This window comes from Bacillus sp. AFS029637 (assembly GCF_002584985.1).
GTDB lineage: Bacteria > Bacillota > Bacilli > Bacillales > Bacillaceae_G > Bacillus_A.
Genome location: NZ_NUPZ01000012.1, coordinates 21,446 through 40,517, shown reverse-complemented (window position 1 = coordinate 40,517; position 19,072 = coordinate 21,446). Strand labels below are relative to the sequence as shown.

At 34.1% G+C, this 19,072-nt stretch carries 20 protein-coding genes and 1 pseudogene; 7 read left to right on the top strand and 14 right to left on the bottom strand.

The window, feature by feature from the left end; all coding sequences use genetic code 11:
* The coding region (locus COE49_RS27810) for an LPXTG cell wall anchor domain-containing protein (RefSeq protein WP_141556610.1) at positions 1-768 on the top strand (768 nt) is incomplete at its 5' end.
* A 402-nt stretch (positions 769-1,170) separates the two neighbouring features.
* On the opposite strand, the gene topB is transcribed toward COE49_RS27810, so the two are convergent.
* Positions 1,171-3,315, bottom strand: a complete 2,145-nt coding sequence (gene topB / locus COE49_RS04895) for a DNA topoisomerase III (RefSeq protein WP_098945741.1) — start codon at positions 3,313-3,315, stop codon at positions 1,171-1,173.
* Positions 3,316-3,649: 334 nt separating this feature from the next.
* On the opposite strand from topB, the gene COE49_RS04890 reads away from it, so the two are divergent.
* Positions 3,650-4,195 (top strand): hypothetical protein, encoded by a 546-nt coding sequence (locus tag COE49_RS04890; RefSeq protein WP_098882647.1) that lies wholly within the window; start codon positions 3,650-3,652, stop codon positions 4,193-4,195.
* Positions 4,196-4,335: 140 nt separating this feature from the next.
* On the opposite strand, the gene COE49_RS04885 is transcribed toward COE49_RS04890, so the two are convergent.
* Entirely contained in the window at positions 4,336-4,782 is a 447-nt protein-coding gene (locus COE49_RS04885; protein ID WP_088231286.1) for a MarR family winged helix-turn-helix transcriptional regulator, read from the bottom strand.
* A gap of 321 nt (positions 4,783-5,103) precedes the next feature.
* Between COE49_RS04885 and COE49_RS04880 the strand changes: the two genes are divergently transcribed.
* On the top strand, positions 5,104-6,546 hold the full coding sequence (locus COE49_RS04880; RefSeq protein WP_249278325.1) for a DHA2 family efflux MFS transporter permease subunit: 1,443 nt from the start codon (positions 5,104-5,106) through the stop codon (positions 6,544-6,546).
* Between the two features lie 59 nt (positions 6,547-6,605).
* Here the strand turns inward: COE49_RS04880 and COE49_RS04875 are convergent, their stop codons facing one another.
* Entirely contained in the window at positions 6,606-7,889 is a 1,284-nt protein-coding gene (locus COE49_RS04875) for an aminopeptidase P family protein (protein WP_088231284.1), read from the bottom strand.
* Between the two features lie 187 nt (positions 7,890-8,076).
* On the opposite strand from COE49_RS04875, the gene COE49_RS04870 reads away from it, so the two are divergent.
* Positions 8,077-8,307 carry a DUF896 domain-containing protein gene (locus COE49_RS04870; protein WP_088231283.1) on the top strand — a complete coding sequence of 77 codons (231 nt, stop codon included), beginning with the start codon at positions 8,077-8,079 and terminating at the stop codon, positions 8,305-8,307.
* A 46-nt stretch (positions 8,308-8,353) separates the two neighbouring features.
* Here COE49_RS04870 and COE49_RS04865 read toward each other — a convergent pair whose 3' ends face one another.
* The 3 genes from COE49_RS04865 to COE49_RS27520 all read right to left on the bottom strand — a co-directional run bounded on the left by COE49_RS04865 (position 8,354) and on the right by COE49_RS27520 (position 9,961).
* Entirely contained in the window at positions 8,354-8,836 is a 483-nt protein-coding gene (locus tag COE49_RS04865; protein WP_088231282.1) for a CcdC family protein, read from the bottom strand.
* Positions 8,837-8,851: 15 nt separating this feature from the next.
* Positions 8,852-9,247, bottom strand: a complete 396-nt coding sequence (locus COE49_RS04860) for a DUF2871 domain-containing protein (protein ID WP_088231281.1) — start codon at positions 9,245-9,247, stop codon at positions 8,852-8,854.
* 384 nt (positions 9,248-9,631) lie between these two features.
* Positions 9,632-9,961, bottom strand: a complete 330-nt coding sequence (locus COE49_RS27520; protein WP_088231279.1) for a hypothetical protein — start codon at positions 9,959-9,961, stop codon at positions 9,632-9,634.
* Between the two features lie 120 nt (positions 9,962-10,081).
* Between COE49_RS27520 and COE49_RS04845 the strand changes: the two genes are divergently transcribed.
* The 3 genes from COE49_RS04845 (at position 10,082) to COE49_RS04835 (ending at position 11,364) form a co-directional block, all read left to right on the top strand.
* Positions 10,082-10,252, top strand: coding sequence for an EndoU domain-containing protein (locus COE49_RS04845; RefSeq protein WP_176549298.1), 171 nt, complete (start codon positions 10,082-10,084; stop codon positions 10,250-10,252).
* Between the two features lie 79 nt (positions 10,253-10,331).
* Entirely contained in the window at positions 10,332-10,670 is a 339-nt protein-coding gene (locus COE49_RS04840; RefSeq protein ID WP_088231278.1) for a hypothetical protein, read from the top strand.
* Positions 10,671-11,022: 352 nt separating this feature from the next.
* Positions 11,023-11,364: a hypothetical protein gene (locus COE49_RS04835; protein WP_088231277.1), complete on the top strand. Its 342-nt coding sequence runs from the start codon at positions 11,023-11,025 to the stop codon at positions 11,362-11,364.
* Between the two features lie 53 nt (positions 11,365-11,417).
* Here the strand turns inward: COE49_RS04835 and COE49_RS04830 are convergent.
* From COE49_RS04830 to COE49_RS04795, 8 genes and pseudogenes are all read right to left on the bottom strand, one after another.
* A pseudogene (locus COE49_RS04830) lies at positions 11,418-11,962 on the bottom strand (IS3 family transposase); the annotation flags it as partial.
* Between the two features lie 382 nt (positions 11,963-12,344).
* Positions 12,345-13,376: a hypothetical protein gene (locus COE49_RS04825; protein WP_098882646.1), complete on the bottom strand. Its 1,032-nt coding sequence runs from the start codon at positions 13,374-13,376 to the stop codon at positions 12,345-12,347.
* 245 nt (positions 13,377-13,621) lie between these two features.
* On the bottom strand, positions 13,622-13,999 hold the full coding sequence (locus COE49_RS04820) for a helix-turn-helix domain-containing protein (protein WP_088231275.1): 378 nt from the start codon (positions 13,997-13,999) through the stop codon (positions 13,622-13,624).
* Between the two features lie 93 nt (positions 14,000-14,092).
* A complete protein-coding gene (locus COE49_RS04815; protein WP_088231274.1) occupies positions 14,093-14,488 on the bottom strand; it encodes a cytidine deaminase in 396 nt (131 codons plus the stop codon).
* 33 nt (positions 14,489-14,521) lie between these two features.
* Positions 14,522-15,823, bottom strand: a complete 1,302-nt coding sequence (locus COE49_RS04810; protein WP_002118293.1) for a pyrimidine-nucleoside phosphorylase — start codon at positions 15,821-15,823, stop codon at positions 14,522-14,524.
* A 36-nt stretch (positions 15,824-15,859) separates the two neighbouring features.
* Complete coding sequence (locus COE49_RS04805; RefSeq protein WP_088231273.1) at positions 15,860-17,041, bottom strand: NupC/NupG family nucleoside CNT transporter; 1,182 nt, start codon at positions 17,039-17,041, stop codon at positions 15,860-15,862.
* A 106-nt stretch (positions 17,042-17,147) separates the two neighbouring features.
* The gene (deoC, locus tag COE49_RS04800; protein WP_016088364.1) at positions 17,148-17,819 is read right to left on the bottom strand and encodes a deoxyribose-phosphate aldolase; all 672 of its coding nucleotides are present in this window, start codon (positions 17,817-17,819) and stop codon (positions 17,148-17,150) included.
* Between the two features lie 305 nt (positions 17,820-18,124).
* Positions 18,125-19,063, bottom strand: coding sequence for a DNA-binding transcriptional repressor DeoR (locus COE49_RS04795; protein ID WP_088231272.1), 939 nt, complete (start codon positions 19,061-19,063; stop codon positions 18,125-18,127).
* Positions 19,064-19,072 lie beyond the last annotated feature (9 nt).

Below are 19,072 nucleotides of genomic sequence, written 5' to 3'. Positions count from 1 at the left end.
TCTGATTCTGACTCTGATTCCGATTCTGATAGCGACTCTGATAGCGACAGCGACTCTGACTCTGACTCTGATTCTGACAGTGACTCTGATTCTGATTCCGACTCTGATTCTGATTCCGACTCTGACTCAGATAGTGATTCCGATAGTGACTCTGATTCCGATTCTGATTCCGATTCCGACAGCGACTCTGACTCTGATTCTGATTCTGACAGTGACTCTGATTCTGATTCCGACTCTGATTCTGATTCCGATTCTGACAGCGACTCTGATTCCGATAGTGATTCCGATTCTGATTCCGATTCCGATTCTGACAGCGACTCTGATTCCGATTCCGATTCTGATTCCGATTCCGATTCTGACAGCGACTCTGATTCCGATAGTGATTCCGATTCTGATAGCGACAGTGATTCTGATTCCGACTCTGACTCTGACTCTGATTCCGATAGCGACTCTGATTCCGATTCCGATTCTGACAGTGACTCTGATTCCGACTCTGACTCCGATAGCGATTCTGACAGTGACTCTGATTCTGATGGTGACTCTGACAATGGTTCAAGCAACGAATCTGGCAATGGCTCAAACAACGGATCGAATAATGGCTCGAATAATGAAAGCAATTCCGGTATTGAATCTGACAATTCTACAAAAGTTTTACCAAAAGCCGGTGCTAGCACTGAAAATTCTCTTTTAACATCATTAGGAGCGTTATTCGCAGCGTTAGGAAGTAGCTTATTCTTCTTCAATAGACGAAAAAGAAAAACTAAATAAAAAGTAATTTAATATTAAAGAAGTTCTAAAAATTAAAAAGCACTCCCATACACTTGATCTATCATAGTTTCTCAAGTATATGGAGTGCTTTTTATTATTTAGAAATTACATAATTAACGAAAATTATTATCTCTTACTCATTAATAAGAAGGGAATAGCCTGTTGTACATGCTTTTCTTCCACATACATTACTAACACTGTATTTGAAGCTGATGTAAATACATTACCCAATGATCGAATGATAAATAGAAGGAATAAGCGGATGTGGTTGCTGAGGTTACAAAGAGCCAGTCCCTCCACCTCTCTTAATAAGAAGTTTCATTTAATTATCTGAATTCACAGTTCATTACATCAATATATGTAAAAGAGGATGACATCTAACTGCCATCCTCTTTTTATAAATTAATTCTCAAACACAAAATTAATCTTATTATCTTTCCACTCTAACTTCGCATCAAACGTTTTCTCGCCTTTTTTAAAACCTTTAATTAAATCGGTCTTCTCACCTTTTAAGAGCTTTGTCATATTCTTTTGCGAAATTGTTTTGCTTAAAATCTTCTTCGAGATAGTAAAATCACATTGTGTTGTATTATAGTTAGCACAACCGTAAAATGTCGACTTATCGACTACATCACCATCACATTTTTTACAGCCACCAACCTTTTTACCTGTTGTAAATTTCGATCCTTTTCGCTCAATCGATTCAACATGTAATCCAGTGAAATCCCACTTCTCAGACATTTCCACCGCATCTTCAATAATTTTCGCTGATAGCTTTTTCGTTTGTTCCATAAATGTAGCTGGTGAAGCTGTACCTTCTCCAATTTCGGCAAGGCGTTGCTCCCACTTCGCCGTCATTTCTGGTGAAGCTAGTATTTTGTCACCGATTGCGGTAATTAATACTTTCCCCTTATCGGTCGCATACACTTGGTTTTTCTGTACATCTATATATTTACGGTCTTTCAGCATCGTAATAATTCCAGCGCGAGTCGCTTCCGTACCTAAACCTTCTGTTTTCTTTAATACTTTCTCTAATTCTTCATTCTCTAAATACTTACCTGCTGTTTTCATTAACGTAATAAGTTGTCCTTCTGTATAACGCTTCGGTGGCTGTGTTTTTCCTTCTTTCACTTTCACCTTTACAACTTTTCCTAGTTCACCTTCAGCTACAATTGGAAGAATCGTTTCGTCATCTTTATCGTCTTGGAAAATAACTTTACGCCATCCTTCTTGAATTTGCTGTTTTCCTTTTGAAACGAATGCAGCACGTTCATCTACAAGCGTAATGATTGTTGTATAGTCAAAGATTGCGACTTCATAGTGAGCAGCAATGAGTCTTCTTACGATCATATCGTAAATTTTCTTTTCATCACCCGATAATCTACTTGGGTTTGTAACTTGCTCTGTCGGAATAATGGCGTAGTGATCTGTAACTTTCTTTTCATTCACATAACGCTTATTGTTCATAATTGATTCAATTGGTGCTGGTAATAAGCCTTTATATTCATCGAATTGACTTAATTTCTGTAAAATATCAGGGAATGTTGCTGCTTCTCCTTGCGTAACATAGTTAGAATCCGAACGTGGATAAGAGACTATCCCTTTTTGATATAGTGCTTGCGTTATATCAAGTGTCTTTTTCGGTGAAAATTTAAATGCTTTATTTGCCGTTGCTTGTAGTGATGATAAATTAAATAAAAGCGGTGGTTGAAACTCTTTACGCTCCGTTTTCATTTCCTTCACTTCAGCTGGTTTCCCTTGACAAAATGCCGCAATTTTATTTGCCATATCAGGGTCTTTTAAGCGAGATTCACTATCTTTCTCCCATTTCCCCTCATACTTCTTTCCTTCTATATTAAAGGTTGCAAACACTTCCCAAAACGGCTCTGATTTAAAGTTTTCAATTTCTTTCTCACGTTTTACAATCAATGCTAACGTTGGTGTTTGTACACGACCGGCGGAAAATACATCATTCATTCCTTTTTTCTTTAGCAAAATACTAAAGACACGAGATGCATTCATACCAACAACCCAGTCCGCACATGACCTTGTATATGCCTCATAGTACGTATTGATTGTATCTGATTCATCAAGCAAGTTTTTAAATCCTTGATAAATCGCTTGCTTTGTTAAAGATGAAATCCAAAGACGTTTCATCGGTTTTTGTACGTTACAAAGATTAATAATATTTCGTACAATCAATTCCCCTTCGCGCCCAGCATCGCCCGCGTGAATAATTTCTGTTACCCCCGGATTATGTAACAGCTGTTTCACAACGTTAAATTGTTTATACTTTGACTTTGTTACTTCAAATTGAAAACGTTCAGGAATCATAGGTAACGTATCAAGTGACCATTTCTTCCATTCAGCATGATAATATTCTGGATTACATAACTGCGTCAAATGACCAATTGCCCATGTACAGTACGCTCCATTTGGAAATAACTCATTTGCTTCTACTTCTAAATATCCATCTTTCCGGCGATATTTAAACTGTGAAACAAGAGCCAAACCTTGATCTGGTTTCTCGGCAATAATTAATTTCATTTTATAACTCCCTATCTGTATTCCAGTGTTACTTTCGTTGTATATATGTTTAGAAGCGATGATAAAACAACAATCTTATTTATCATTCGCGGGTTACTCCAAGTAATGGGATAACTATAATATTATACGCTTATTCGTCATGGCTTCACAATAGAAACTCATTATATAACAATTTCTTTCGCTTGCTCACAAACGAAAAAGAAGCCCTGAAACATGAAGCGCCTACTTCCTTCCATTCCTGAAATTGTGCAGATAATATGCAGATATAAATAAGCATAAGTACTCCCCCTATGAACATATGATGAAGTGAATGATCGGACAGGGAGGTATCATGATGTTTGCTTATACATTAACTACCTTAACACTTTGTTGTATCTCGATTTTTATTACATCGTATGTTTCTAAACGCAGGGGTACCCTAATGGAGTATATGGTATTTATTATGTCTTTTAGTATGAGTATCGGGTTAAGTATTGGTTTTTATTTTGGGATTCTCTTTAAGGGAGAATTACTATATTCTACTTTGCTTGCTATTTTAATTAGTAGCTTTATCGGTTTTTTTGTTGGTCTACGTTTTCATCTGTATACTGCATTAGAAGGAATGTTCTCTGGATTAATGGCCAGTATGATGGGAGCTATGATTACAGAAATGCTAAATGCGCAACAAGCCCATAGCATATTGTTCATCAGCCTTTTACTTACTATAACGATAACTATGTCATGTATGATTCAGCTTTTATCTGAAACCTTTTCTACTTTTATCCACCGGCTCTTTTTATTATTACTTTCAATTAGTGGGGTAATTATTATTTCTGTATTCGTAACATTCCCAGATCATACTCCTCCACCCTCCTCTAAGCATAATCAACATACGCATTAAACAGATATTACTCTTACACTTGTAAATGATAATTTCTTATATTATGTAAAACGAACGAAGTGAACCATTAGAAATCAGTAAAAAAACAAAGTCGCTCCCGTTATACGAATAGAATGGGAACGACTTTGTTTTTTACTTGATTATTTAATTTTAGCAAGAGAAACCTCAGCATTTCCAGCCATCTTTTTAAATAATTTCAATACATATTCTTGCTCCTCAGTAGATAAATCTTCGACTAAAATGTTTTTCCAGCCCAATAAAATTTCAGTTAGTTTTGCTTCAAATGTATATGCTTTATCCGTTAAATATAATTTTTTTATACGTTTATCAACTGTAAATACTTTTCTTTCTACATAACCTTCCTTTTCTAATTTAGCTATCGCTCTTGCAGTTGTTCCTTTATCAACCTTTAGTATGGAAGCTATTTCATCTTGAGACGCACCTTCATTTTCGTACAACACTGCCAAAAATTGATATTGTCCTGCTCCAATATTAAACTCTTTTAATTGTTCATTTATATACACATTTCCATATCTATGTAGTAATGAAATCCAACGTCCAACTGACTCTTTATCGTTTATATTCATTTGTAAGTCCCCTTTCTGAGATTACATTGCTGATACAATTATTATACATATTTGAATTGTAACATTCATGTAAAGTATTGGAGTATTCCCTCTAAAAACATAAAACTTGATTCATTTATAATTTTACCGTAATATTAGTTGCGTTAACAACTAATATATTTATTTTTCAATTTAACTTCTTTAATAGAAAGATATAATAGTTGCGTTGACAACTATTATATCTTTCTTCATTATCGAATTTTAGAAACTAAAAATATATTTCGGAGGGATTTTATATGTAAAAGATTGCGGAAATTTTTATTTTATACACTATAAATGGAGATGATTATCATAGAAGCGACTCAACATAAATTCAACTCATTAAATATGAGCAGTAAAGCAAGGTTATTAATTCTATCTATTTTTGTTCTCGGATCATTTATGACTCTTTTAAACCAAACGCTATTAAATGTCGCAATTCCTGAATTAAGTAAAGTATTTCAATTAGATGTAAATACCGTTCAATGGTTGAGTACTGGATTTATTATGGTGAATGGAATCGTAATTCCCATCACCGCGTATCTTATCGGAAAATTTTCTACAAGGCAGTTATTTATAAGTTCTGTTGCACTTTTTTCAATTGGTACAATTGTAAGTGCCATCGCACCTAACTTTTCAATTTTATTAGTGGGAAGATTACTACAAGCAACAGGTGCTGGTGTAATGATGCCACTCGTACAAACTGTTATTTTTAGTTTGTACCCACCTGAAAAACGAGGCAAAGCAATGGGGATGATTGGTATCGCTATGACATTTGCACCAGCTATCGGCCCCACATTATCAGGATGGATTTTACAGCACTATTCTTGGCGAGTTCTATTCTATATCATTATCCCTATTGGCATAATTGATTTAATTCTAGCTTTCTTCTTTTTACGTAACGTTACAGAAAAAAGCAATCCTAAATTTGATTTGTTAGGTGTAATTACATCAACAATTGGCTTAGGCTCGTTATTATATGGATTTTCTATGGCTGGAAGTCTTGGATGGAGTACAAATGAAGTAATCGTTACTATCATCATTGGAGTCATCTTTATTAGTCTATTTATTTGGAGAGAATTAGTCGCTGAACAACCTATGCTTAACCTATCTGTGTTTAAAAACAAGCAGTTTGCACTAACAATTGGAATTGGAGCTTTTATTGCGCTTGCGATGTATAGTGTAGAACTTTTAACACCTGTTTATATTCAAAATATTTTAGGACACTCCACACTTCAAACTGGGTTAATTTTATTACCTGGTGCAATTGTGATGGGAATTATGTCTCCTATAACTGGTATTATTTTAGATCGTTACGGTATACGACCATTAACTTTTGTCGGTATGCTTACGATTATAGTCACTTCATGGTTCTATACAAATTTAAGTTTAGATTCAAGTTTATTATATGTCACTGTCCTTTACTCTACTTTTATGTTTGGGATTTCTTGCATTATGATGACCGTGATGACATTTGGGTTAAATCAGCTTCCTCCTTCTATGAGTCGTCATGGGGCAGCAGCAGCAAATACTGCTCGCATGGTTTCAGGAGCAATTGGTACCGCATTATTAACAACCGTTATGTCTACACAAACGAAAAATTATTTACCTGACTTAATGGGAAAATTACCAAAAGTAGAGGCTTTACAAGAGGCAAGTATTTTAGGTATGCAAGATGCTTTCCTCGTAACAACTGTATTAGCAGTTCTCGTATTTATTATGACGTTGTTTCTTAAAAAGAAATGATACTTAGTTTCTCAATAGCAAAAAAGGTAACCCATAACGTAGCGGTTACCTTTTTCTTATTATTTAACTACAGACTGATTTTCCTTTACATGAGCATTATTTCCACTCATAAACTCTTCAATCTCTTCAACTTCTCTAATGATATCTTTTGATAAGTTTTCATACCCATCTTTCGTTACAAGAATATCATCTTCAATACGAATACCGATTGATTCTTCTTCGATATATAAACCTGGTTCAATCGTAATAACCATACCTTCTTCTAACACCCTATCTTTGTATGTTCCTACATCATGCGTATCTAAGCCAAGGAAATGGCTTACTCCATGATAATAGTATTTAGACAATTCCTCGTCTTCTTGAATTAAGCCAATTGCTTTACACTCTTCTGCTAGTACTTTTTTTGTATGCTCATTTAATGCAGCAAACTTTACTCCTGGCTTAATAAGTTCAGTTGTTTCTTTCAATGCTTTTAACACGATATTATATATTTGCTTTTGGCGACTAGAGAATGTTCCACTTACTGGGAATGTATAACTAATATCAGCGTTGTAATAGTCTTTTTGAGCACCTAAATCCAACAGTACTAAATCACCATTTTGAATTTGTGCATCATTATCTTCATAATGCAGGACTGTGGCATTTTTACCACTCGCCAAAATTGTATGAAACGCATGATGTTTAATACCTGCTGATTTCAGCGTAAAATCAAAATGAGCTTCTAATTCATATTCCATCATGTCTACTTTTGCATGCTTTAGCACATTGTAAATACCATCTTTCGTTACAGCAATCGCTTCTTTAATAATTTCAATTTCTTCTTCTGTTTTAAACACTCGTAATTCACAAATATTCGGATATACGTTACCAATTAAAACGTGTGGATATTGTTCTCTTATATGTTTAGCAAACGTTAAAACTTTTGTCTCCGTACCATTCCACTCTCGACGCTCTAAATCTAAATAGATGTGCTTCACATTTTCTGTAAAAAGTATATTTGACATTGTCTTTTCAAAGCTATCCAAATATACAACTTTCTTTATACCTGAAATTTTCTCTGCTTCTTCACTAGAAACTGTTTTACCGACCCATTTTTCCATCACTGGATCTGATTTTTCAATGAAAAGTATTTCTTCTACGCTATTTCCTAGCTTCTTCAACATGAAAATAACATTCGGCCCATCGATTCCTGTTACATAGTAAAAATTGCGATTCGGCACAAACTTATAATGTCCATCAGCTGACATGTGAGGTGCTTGTCCAGCGAATAAAATAGTAATGGACTCATCTGGTAATGTTTTCGTTAGTCTCTCTCTATTTTGAGCAAAAAATGTTGATTTCATAATAATCCCCCTAGCGTTCTATATATGTAAAGCTAATTGTCTTCTGCTATTCATTTTATTATTGTTATAATTTTTCGTCAATTTTTAATCTTTTTAGACGGTATTGACATAATAAAAATTAAGCGTTACAATAACTATAAATTAGTAAGTAACTAATTTAATTAAATTTAACTAGAGGTGAAAACAAATGCAAAACATTTTATTCCGTATTAACGAATTAGCAAAAAAAGAAAGAACATCTGGATTAACAATTGATGAAAAACAAGAACAACAAATGTTGCGACAAAACTATACAAAAACATTTCGCGGAAGCTTAGATTCCATTTTATTAAACACAAAAATTGTTGATCCAAATGGTATTAATGTTACACCATTTGCATTACAAGACGCTCAAGATCGTTTGAAATTTAGCAAATGAGTTCCGCGCTAAAAAATTTCAATAAAACATAAAAAAGCTGGAATTCCTATATAGAAATTCCAGCTCTTTTTATTGTCTTTTCTAATTTAACATATGAGCGATACATCGCAATTCTCCACGATACAATCATCGCAAATGCGAGTAAGAAAAACATTCCGCTTAACTGTGCTAAATCGATCGATTGACTTAAATACGATTTCATTGCTACTCGCACTGCTAATAAGCCAACTAAAATAAATATAAATGCTTTTGACGGTTTCATATATATTTGTTCGCTTCTTACTTCGAACTTCGTTGTTTTAATAAGAAATATAGAGAAAATAAGCCCTACTGCAATTGCTTCTACTATTTCTAATGATGTTAACCGAAACTCTGGTAAGAAGTACATCATAGCACCAGTACTCATAAAAAACGGTGGTAATATAATTTTCTTTTTCGTTACTGGTTTTTTCGCTGCTTTAAAACGTAGAAACATTACTCCAACAGCCATACAAACTGCTACGATACTTGATAAAAGTGCTACATTCATATTCTCCACTCCTACCTATTTAAAAGACTTTTTAAGCAAAATCATAAACCAAACGAGCCCGACACTTATAATGACATGAGCTAATCCAGCCATATGGCTTAAACCGTTAAAATCAGTTCCGTTTACTTGTAGAAGACCTCTAAATACCATTGTAGCAATAGTAAAAATGAGTCCTATATTATAAACAACAAACCATGCACGAAAACTTTTTGTATCTTGCATTTGAAATACTTTAAATAAAGCGAAAGCGACCAAAAAGAATATGAATCCTAATACTAATACGTGTGTATGCACTAATTGCAACATAGTAGAACCTTTAATTCCTTGTGCTTTCGTATACTCTCTTGCAAATACACCTGATAATAAACCAATTATTAAGTACATGAATGCTGCATTATATAATTTCTTCATTATACTCCTCCTGCTGTAAACTTTCCATATTCGATGCAATCATTTTACGTACAGATTATGAACGGAGTATGAACAAAACATTACATTCTATTTTCGAAAATAAAAAATCCATTTCACAACTATTTGAACAGCTCCTTGTCAAGTAGACAGTGGAAATAATAAAAATACTTTTTCCACCTACCGTATACGTTACGGTCTGACCCATTTCCTCAGCAATACTTTTAAAGCGGGTTATGTTGTCAGCACTTACCTTCATATTCCGTGTAGAACCGTCACTATAGGAACTCATGCCTCCGGTAGTCGGAAAGCGGAGTGTCTGTACCTTTTCTCCGTTTACATATAAGCTCTTGGTACTATTGGTAGCGTCAGTCGCATACCTTATTTTCAATATTTTTTACCGCCTGAAGTTCCTCCGTCAATCTTAAGCATTTCTAAATATGCTCGTCCATCGTTCATATTGACAACCTTACTACTAAACACATTGACGTCATCGCTCATGGTTGCGTAAGCGAACGCACCATCTTCAGCTTCGTACACGCCGATTTTATTCGGTTTCAGTTGTACCGTACCGTTCCAAATTGTTGTCAAAGTGTTGAAGTCTCTGCCCCTAATATTCACCTTGTCATTATATACGTCAAATATTAAACCATGACCACATGTAACACATCCATCTCTTACTGCTGAGAATTCTTTGTTATATAAATTGCCTTGCAATTTCATATCTTCATGGGAATATAAATGGTAAAGGGGACGCTGGTGGATATCATCATGTTAGTATGATGGGTGAAGGGGAAATTTTAAAGATTACAAAACAGCCTAATAAATATGGCGTATATGAAGCATAAAATAACCGTTAATGGTAAAGTAAAAGGACCAACTTCTACATTTTTCCCAAATGAATGGAGTAGAGTAGAAGTCTTACAAGCAATTAAAGAAGCTTATAACAATAAAGTATATACAAGAAGATCAAATAGTTATATTGGTACAACATCAAACAGTATGTAAATTAGAATATTTATCGATTTGAATGATCGTATTATTCCTACTTTTCCAAAATATCAATAAATGAAAGGATAGTTTTTCTATGAAATATACATATGAATTTTTTAAAGGACCTTTTAATGTCCTAATGATTAAACTTCCAAAAGAAATTGAATTAGTTTCAGAGTTATTAGAGAATGATGTTCATGGTAAAGAGTGGGTAGAAGAACTAGATAAAGTTTTGAATAAAGAAATTAATTGTGCAAATTTTAGAGGTAACTCTTGTGATTTGGACGTTAAACCAGATTTCACAAAGATTATCCACCGGTATGTGGAAGATGAAGAATACACTTGCGAAATTGAAACGATTGAATTAAAGAACTTGATGTTAGTATGGTTAACAGAGTATGAAAATGACTTACAAAACCGTAATCTTAACTAAAATAGATAACAAGACCCCCTCCTCGCCAGAGGCGGTCTTGTTATTTTTTACGTTCACATACAAATAACTATTCGTATTGTTGTACGCGTTCCCTTTTAAATTATATACGTTTACTTTACCATCGATAGCAATGACTAATGTTGCTTTTCGATTGTACTAATTGCCTATACCTTGTTCTAAAGGAATCTTCTTGGCTAAAATGATAAACATAATTTGTTGCATAAAGTAAGTTCTGCATTTGACTTGTATTAAATATACATAATTACATTTATCCCCTGTAGAATTGGCTTCGAAATTATCAACTGATGAAATGAAAATAACCGCATATCCTGTTTATACTAGGAGGTAAAAAATGAAATATACATACGAATTTTATCGTGATGGACTTGGCGGATTGAGAATACGTTTGCCAAAGGAGATTTCTATAATTTCTCATTTTTTAGAAGATATTTTAGATGATGAAGCAGATGAGTATATACAGATTTTAGATAATGTAGTAGACCAAAAAGTTCCGCAATATGAAATAGAAGGGAACGTAGCAGCAGTCTACATTGAACCTAATCATACCAGTGCTATTAACTTCTTTATGAGTGCCCCAAATAATCAATGTAAAATTGAGACCTCTGAATTTAGAGAACTGCTTGCGTTGTGGAGAGATACAGTGGTAGCAGAGGGGAAAGATATAGAAGCATAAAAGAAAACCGCCTGAAATGATGTGCACCCAAATAGTAGTACATGAAAAAACACCTAAACCATCTGTTCCCTATATTCTTTAGGGGATAGGTGGTTTAATTTCTCTTGAATTCGCACACAATTATAGTAATGAATGTATTCTAGTACAATCTTTCGCACAGTTGTGTTGGATACTTTTGTTATCTGTTGTGAATAGAAAGCTTCGCTTTTCAAATGACGAAAGAAGCTTTCCATGACGCATTATCATGGCCTTTTCCTCTCCGGAACATGCTGGTAATAATGCCTTTTTCTTTGGCATACGCTTGAAATTCTTTCGCGGTGTAAATGCTTCCTTGATCCGAGTGAAGGATGACATCTTTTACTTTTCGCCCTCTCATTGCTTTTTTTAATGTCTCCATCGCTAATGTCAGCGTTTGTGATTCACTGATGACATAACTAATAATTTCACGATTAAAGGCATCCATAATCGTTGATAAATACAAGGTACGCTCTCCAAATAATAGATAAGTCACATCCGTAAACCACTTTTCATTTGGTGCCGATGCTTCAAATTGACGTTCCAATCGATGAAGGGCTACCACTGGTTCCGCACCATATATTCAAGATTTATAGATTTCTTGCACCAGAACCGTATTACTCTCACTCTCCTCCTACACTTATTTTCACACCATTTAGTTAGCCTAAAGTTTTAATACCTCTATCTTAGAATCACTTGCACATGAGACAAGACTGATTTAACGTACAAGAAAATGTCAAGCACTGGTTATCGTTTCTTTATGTGCCTTTTAAAAATTGGTAGAAAAGCTTATTAGTATAACTCAAGAATATCAAAATCCACTTCAACACACCTCTAAAAAAATATATATTGAGATCCTATTGGAATATATCAAATAGGAAAGCTTATATTCTATAGTTAGCAAAAATAAACCAGNNCTGGTTTATTTTTGCTAACTTAATGGCTATGCCCCTTAAGGGGTATTTTTATGCTGCAGGTTCTGTTGGAACTGGTTGAACAGGAGTTACTTTCCCACCATCCAATTCACTATTCATCATGAATTGATTCATAAATTCACCAATCATTTTTTGCAACTCATCCATTGGAACAATGTTCTTTTCAGAAGTATCGAATGTGAATTTGATTGGTTTATCAATAGATTTGATATCAGAATTAATATTCATATCAAATTTAAATGTTTCTTTTTCATCTTTAGGATTTTTTGCTTCGAAATGAATTACTGCATCCTGTTTTTTAATTGTTTTTCCATCCATTGTATAAATTAAAGAAACAGAAGATTTACCAAGGTTTGCACCTTCCAATTCTTTCTTAAAGTCTGCAATTTCTTGTTTTGTTCCAGTAAAGTTTTTCATTGTAGACATTTCATCAAATACCTTTTCAATCACTGCTTTTAAATCTTTACCTGTTAATTTCACAGTATATACATCTTCTTCTTTTGTAAAGTTGTCTTCAGGAAGCGCTTTGATTGCATCTAATAACGATTTCTGTACTTTCTCTTGGATTTCCGTAGATTCTTTTGTATCTACTTCTCCTAAATCTTTCATATCCATTTTGATAACTTTTCCCTCTAGAGTAGAAAAACTATCACTAGGAATTCCAGCTAATTGTAATAGTGATTTTACATTATTCGCTTTTACATATAAAGCCTTTTTCCCTTCATCCATAAGCATTGGAATCGATATATCCATTTTCATTGCATCTGTTTTAATATTTGCACCAATTGTTATTTCATCTTTTTTTGCATCTTTATCTGTTTTTGAATCAACTGTAATTGATATGTTTTTTAACATATCAATTGCCGCTTTATCTTCCGGTTTCATATCTTTCGCATTAGAATCGAGTTTAATAGAAATTGAACCGCTTGATTCCATTTGTTTTGCATTTAAAATGCTTTCTGTTGAAGAAACAACTGTTTCTTTTGCAGATTTTCCACACGCAGATAAAGCAAAAAGACTTAAACTTGCTACAACCAATAATCCCTTTTTACCAAACTTCATAAAACCACCCCTTCAATACATTAACGTTCCCCTTCCATACATTAACATATCTTTTCTATCTTAACAATCATATAGAAGAATTTAATGTTGAGAAGAACTGGTGTGTATTGAGAGATGCACATTGTCATCTATTGGTTAAACATGGCTACTACAAATTCGATAAAGAAGAGGTTAAGTGCAACTAATTAAATTTACTGAATGGAATTAATTCTAAACATGGTGTAGTCAAAGAGGTTTCAGTTTCCTCAAAAGAATGCAATGGCTGTAAGAGGAGATTTAAAACTAGTAATATTTAATTCTCTATGACTATTATACTTTTTTATCCATTTTCTCAAAATCGCAGTACTATATATATTGTATTTTTGGATAACCTTGCTTAACGAATAGTGTCCAGATAGATAATCATTGACGGCTGCTAACTTTAACTCTTTTGAATAACGCTTCCAAGAAAGTGCTTCTTCTAGGCCATCTTCACCATTCGCTTCATACCTTCTCTCCCAATCTCTAATTGTCCCAGGATCAATCAAGAATTTATCAGCAATGTCAGCTATTGATTGATGACCATCTTTATAAAGAGCTAAAATAGCCAATTTTTCAGCTTTAGAATATTTCATTCGAGCCATAAGAAAATACTCCCCTTAGATAAACAGATTTTTATTTTTTATCTGTCTACCTAATGGGGAGCATATCTATTGATTGCGAAATGGATTCTTCACTTATTTTAAATCTTCAATTGAGAAAGCGCCTGGAAGTAACTGTTCAACAGTTACTTCTTTTTCATCACCTTTTACATTCGTTAGTAATACAGGCATTTTCGGATTACAAAACTCAGCAATTACTTGTCTACAAGCACCACATGGTGAAATCGGCCCGTCCGTTTCTCCTGTAATAACTAAGTAACTAAAATCACGCTCACCTTCTGATACTGCTTTAAATATCGCTGTTCTTTCTGCACAGTTACATAAACCGTAAGAAGCATTTTCTATATTACAACCAGTATAGATTTTACCTTCTTTCGTAACTAATGCTGCACCAACTGGAAATTTAGAATACGGAATATACGCTTTTAATAACATCTTATTTGCTTCTTCAATATATTTTTTCTTATCCATATTATTTCCCCCTGAAAGTAAATGTAATGATGATTAATCAGTAATAACTGTATGAACTAATTTTGGAGCAACTGCTGTTTCAGCGATAGAAATGTTCTCATAAATTTTAGCTTTTACATCTTCTACATTTTCGCGATTTGCATAAATCGTTACGAACGGCTCGCCTTCTTTTACTGCATCGCCAACTTTTTTACGTAACATTAAACCTACTGCTAAATCGATTTCATCTTCTTTTGTCGCACGGCCTGCACCTAATAACATAGCTGCGATACCGATTTCATCTGCAACAATGTTAGAAATAACGCCTGAAGTTTTAGCCGGTACATCAATGACATATTTCGCTTGTGGCATTTTTTCTGGATGATCTACAATCGAGCTATCTCCTCCTTGATTGCTTAAGAACTCTTTAAACTTCTCAGTTGCTTTTCCGTTTTTCATAACTTCAATTAACATTTCACGTGCTTCTTCTAATGTATTTGCTTTTTTCGCCAATACAACCATTTGGCTACCTAATACAAGCACTAATTCTGTTAAGTCTTCTGGACCTTCGCCTTTTAATGTATCGATTGCTTCTTTCACTTCAAGGGCATTACCAATCGCAAAACCAAGAGGTTGTGACATATCTGAAATAACAGCCATCGTTTGACGTCCAACATTATTTCCGATACGTACCATTGCATGTGCTAATTCTTTTGCATCTTCTTCTGTTTTCATAAATGCGCCGGCACCTGTTTTTACATCAAGTACGATTGCGTCAGCACCTGCTGCAATTTTTTTACTCATAATTGAACTTGCGATTAATGGAATTGAGTTTACTGTTCCTGTTACATCACGTAATGCATAAATCTTTTTATCAGCTGGTGTTAAGTTTCCTGTTTGTCCGATAACAGCCACTTTATCACGGTTTACAATATCGATGAACTGCTCGTTCGTAATTTCAACGTGGAATCCTTCTACCGCTTCTAATTTATCAATTGTTCCGCCTGTATGTCCTAAACCACGACCAGACATTTTTGCTACTGGTACATCTAAAGCAGCAACTAATGGTCCTAATACTAATGTTGTTGTGTCACCAACACCGCCAGTTGAATGTTTGTCTACTTTAATTCCTTCAATTGCTGATAAGTCAATCGTTTCTCCAGATTCAACCATTGCCATTGTTAAATCTGCACGTTCACGATCTGTCATATCTTTAAAGAAAATTGCCATTGCAAGTGCACTCACTTGATAATCCGGAATACTTCCATCTGTATATCCATTAATAAAGAATTTGATTTCTTCAGTCGTTAATTCTTTTCCGTCACGTTTTTTCGCAATAATATCTACCATTCTCATTATAATCACCATTCCTTTTCATATTATATGAATCTGTTAAAATAATAAGCCAACGATTGTTGCCGATAAGAAACTTACTAATGTTGCACCGAAAAGTAATTTCAAACCAAATCTTGCGACTACATTTCCTTGTTTTTCATTTAAGCTTTTCACCGCTCCTGCAATAATTCCAATTGAAGAGAAGTTGGCAAATGAAACTAAGAATACAGATATAATCGCTGTTGTTCTATCTGAGAAATTGAAGTTTCCTTGTGCTAAATCTGTCATAGCTACAAATTCATTCGATACAAGTTTTGTTGCCATAATATTACCGGCATTAACTGCTTCGTGCCAAGGCACACCCATAATAAATGCAAATGGTGCAAATACATAACCAAGAATTTCTTGGAATGAGATACCGATTACACCTTTAAACAATGCATTAATGAATGCGATAAGAGCAACGAAACCAACTAACATAGCCGCTACTGTAATCGCAACTTTAAATCCATCTATAATGTATTCCCCTAATACTTCAAAGAAGGTCTTTTTCTCTTCTTCTTGTACTTCTAACATATCTTCTTCTTCAGTAACTTCGTACGGGTTAATGATAGAAGCAATAATGAAACCACCAAATAAGTTAAGCACTAAAGCGGTTACAACATATTGCGGTTTTAATAACACCATGTACGATCCAACGATAGACATAGATACTGTTGACATCGCAGATGCACATAATGTGTACATTCTTTTCTCTGGCAATAAACCTAGTTGTTTCTTAACTGAAATAAACACTTCAGATTGTCCTAAAATCGCAGAAGCAACAGCGTTATACGATTCTAGTTTCCCCATGCCATTTACTTTACTTAATGCTAAACCGATAGATTTCACAATAATAGGTAATACTTTAATATGTTGCAAAATACCTATTAAAGCTGATATAAATACGATTGGCATTAATACACTTAAAAAGAATGAAAACTCTTTTTGATTTACTAATCCACCAAATACGAAATTCACACCGTCAGCAGCATATTTTAATAATTCTCCAAACCCATCTGCTATTCCGCTAATTAATATATTCCCAGCGCTTGTATTTAATAATAAAAACCCCAAAATGAACTGTAATATAACCATCGTTATGATTGGGCGATATTTGACTTTCTTTCTATCATTACTAGCCAGCCAAGCGATACCTAAAATCAATACGAGGCCGAAAATACCTATTAAATATTTCATAAGTCGTCTTCTCCCTTTCGTATCCGCTTACATTTTTTTCAATTGTTAAAGCACTAGATACAATTTACTTGAAACGTGTATCTAGTGCTCTTTCATTCATTTGTAATTAGTAGTTATCTGTAGCACCTTTTGCATCGTTTAATACGATTGCAACACTAGCACTTGCTCCAACGCGAGAAGCTCCAGCAGCTACCATTTTGTCTGCATCTTCACGTGTACGAACGCCGCCAGATGCTTTTACACCAACGTTTGGTCCTACTGTTTTGCGCATTAATGCGATGTCTTCAGCAGTTGCTCCGCCAGTTGAGAATCCAGTTGAAGTTTTTACGAAATCAGCACCAGCTTTTACTGATAATTCACAAGCGCGTACTTTCTCTTCATCTGTTAATAAGCAAGTTTCAATGATTACTTTTACAAGAGCTTTTCCTTTTGCTGCTTGTACTACTTCATAAATGTCTTTTTCAACAAGTTCATTATCGCCATCTTTTAAAGCGCCTACGTTGATTACCATATCAACTTCAGTTGCACCTTTTGCGATAGCATCTTTTGTTTCAAATGCTTTTGTTTCAGTCGTGCTTGCTCCTAATGGGAAACCGATTACAGTACAAACGTCTACATCATGTCCAGCTAATTCTTCAGCAGCTAGCTTTACCCATGTAGGATTAATACAAACTGAAGCAAATTTATATTCTTTTGCCTCTTCGATTACTTTCATAACATCTTCTTTTGTAGAATTAGCTTTTAAAATTGTATGATCAATTAACTTTGCAATGTTCATTATATTCACTCCTCATATCTTTTAACAACTTCATTCTAACCCTTAGTTGAACAAATGTAAATACACTTTTGAAATTTTGTTCATTCTTTTCCGAAAAGGCGTTTCTTACATTGAATGAAACGCAATCTAGCTGAAAAACAACTGATATAGATTACATGTTGAAATCAAAACTTTGATGTTAACACTGGTAGTATGTATCTCAATATCCATAATTATTTTAAAAAAAGGAATCTTTTTCATTCATGCACGACTAAATAAAAGGCTTTCTCAAAANNTTTTGAGAAAGCCTTTTATTACTAACTTTTTTAATAATGTAACAATTCTTTCGCTGTATGCTGATCGATAATTAATACATTTGCATAGCCGCCACGTAACGCACCATCAATTGCTTTTATTTTTCTATTACCACCAGCAACTAAAATTGAACGTTTCTTTAATTTCAGTTCCTCTAACTCAATTCCAATAGTACGCTTATTAATTTCTTCACTACTAATATTTCCGTCTCCATCAAAGAAACGTGAACAAATGTCACCGACAGCTTGTTTTTTCAAAATGTTCGTTTCATCCTTATCGAAATATCCTAATCGGAATAATAACGCTTCATCTCGCACTGTTCCAACAGTGAAAATTGCAATATTTGCTTGTTTCCCCATTTCGATAATGTGATGAATATGTCGATCCTGCTCTACCAATTCTTTTGTCACTGCATTATCAAATATAACTGGGAGCGGTAAATTTCGTGGTGTCGTTTGAAAAGCCTCTGCAAATAAAGCAATGGTCTCATTCGCATATGTATTTACACTCGAATGACTAATACCGCCTTTTAACTGGACAACTTCTACACCTTTTACATGTTGCGGTACAATTTTTCTAGCGATTTCATACATCGTCATTCCCCAGCTTACACCAACGATATCACCGTTTTTAACCGTCTTTTCCATATACTCAGCTGCATATTTACTAATATATTCTGTAATCGTTGCATATTCTGGAACTGGAGAAAATACGACATGTGCCTCTAACAAGTTGTATTTTTCTTTCAGTAAATTTCCAACGTTATCTAAATCAGCAAATGGATCGGCTATACTAATTTGAACAAATCCTTTTTCCTTCGCGTACTTTAATAATCTAGAGATAGTCGGTCTTGAAATATTTAATTTATTAGCAATTTCTTGCTGACTATAATCTGATTGATAATATAATCTTGCAACTTCAACGCTTAATTGTTGTTTATCTTTATCCATAGTAACTCA

What these genes read in the sequence shown, in the direction of transcription:
- COE49_RS04835 (WP_088231277.1), top strand. Translation starts at nt 11,023, where the DNA reads ATGAAATATACATACGAATTTTATCGTGATGGACTTGGCGGATTGAGA.
- COE49_RS04870 (WP_088231283.1), top strand. Translation starts at nt 8,077, where the DNA reads ATGCAAAACATTTTATTCCGTATTAACGAATTAGCAAAAAAAGAAAGA.
- COE49_RS04825 (WP_098882646.1), bottom strand. Translation starts at nt 13,376, where the DNA reads ATGAAGTTTGGTAAAAAGGGATTATTGGTTGTAGCAAGTTTAAGTCTT.
- deoC (WP_016088364.1), bottom strand. Translation starts at nt 17,819, where the DNA reads ATGAACATTGCAAAGTTAATTGATCATACAATTTTAAAAGCTAATTCT.
- COE49_RS04810 (WP_002118293.1), bottom strand. Translation starts at nt 15,823, where the DNA reads ATGAGAATGGTAGATATTATTGCGAAAAAACGTGACGGAAAAGAATTA.
- COE49_RS04795 (WP_088231272.1), bottom strand. Translation starts at nt 19,063, where the DNA reads ATGGATAAAGATAAACAACAATTAAGCGTTGAAGTTGCAAGATTATAT.
- COE49_RS04845 (WP_176549298.1), top strand. Translation starts at nt 10,082, where the DNA reads ATGAAGCATAAAATAACCGTTAATGGTAAAGTAAAAGGACCAACTTCT.
- COE49_RS04885 (WP_088231286.1), bottom strand. Translation starts at nt 4,782, where the DNA reads ATGAATATAAACGATAAAGAGTCAGTTGGACGTTGGATTTCATTACTA.
- COE49_RS04865 (WP_088231282.1), bottom strand. Translation starts at nt 8,836, where the DNA reads ATGAATGTAGCACTTTTATCAAGTATCGTAGCAGTTTGTATGGCTGTT.
- COE49_RS04805 (WP_088231273.1), bottom strand. Translation starts at nt 17,041, where the DNA reads ATGAAATATTTAATAGGTATTTTCGGCCTCGTATTGATTTTAGGTATC.
- COE49_RS04815 (WP_088231274.1), bottom strand. Translation starts at nt 14,488, where the DNA reads ATGGATAAGAAAAAATATATTGAAGAAGCAAATAAGATGTTATTAAAA.
- topB (WP_098945741.1), bottom strand. Translation starts at nt 3,315, where the DNA reads ATGAAATTAATTATTGCCGAGAAACCAGATCAAGGTTTGGCTCTTGTT.
- COE49_RS04875 (WP_088231284.1), bottom strand. Translation starts at nt 7,889, where the DNA reads ATGAAATCAACATTTTTTGCTCAAAATAGAGAGAGACTAACGAAAACA.
- COE49_RS04860 (WP_088231281.1), bottom strand. Translation starts at nt 9,247, where the DNA reads ATGAAGAAATTATATAATGCAGCATTCATGTACTTAATAATTGGTTTA.
- COE49_RS04880 (WP_249278325.1), top strand. Translation starts at nt 5,104, where the DNA reads ATGATTATCATAGAAGCGACTCAACATAAATTCAACTCATTAAATATG.
- COE49_RS04840 (WP_088231278.1), top strand. Translation starts at nt 10,332, where the DNA reads ATGAAATATACATATGAATTTTTTAAAGGACCTTTTAATGTCCTAATG.
- COE49_RS04890 (WP_098882647.1), top strand. Translation starts at nt 3,650, where the DNA reads ATGTTTGCTTATACATTAACTACCTTAACACTTTGTTGTATCTCGATT.
- COE49_RS04820 (WP_088231275.1), bottom strand. Translation starts at nt 13,999, where the DNA reads ATGGCTCGAATGAAATATTCTAAAGCTGAAAAATTGGCTATTTTAGCT.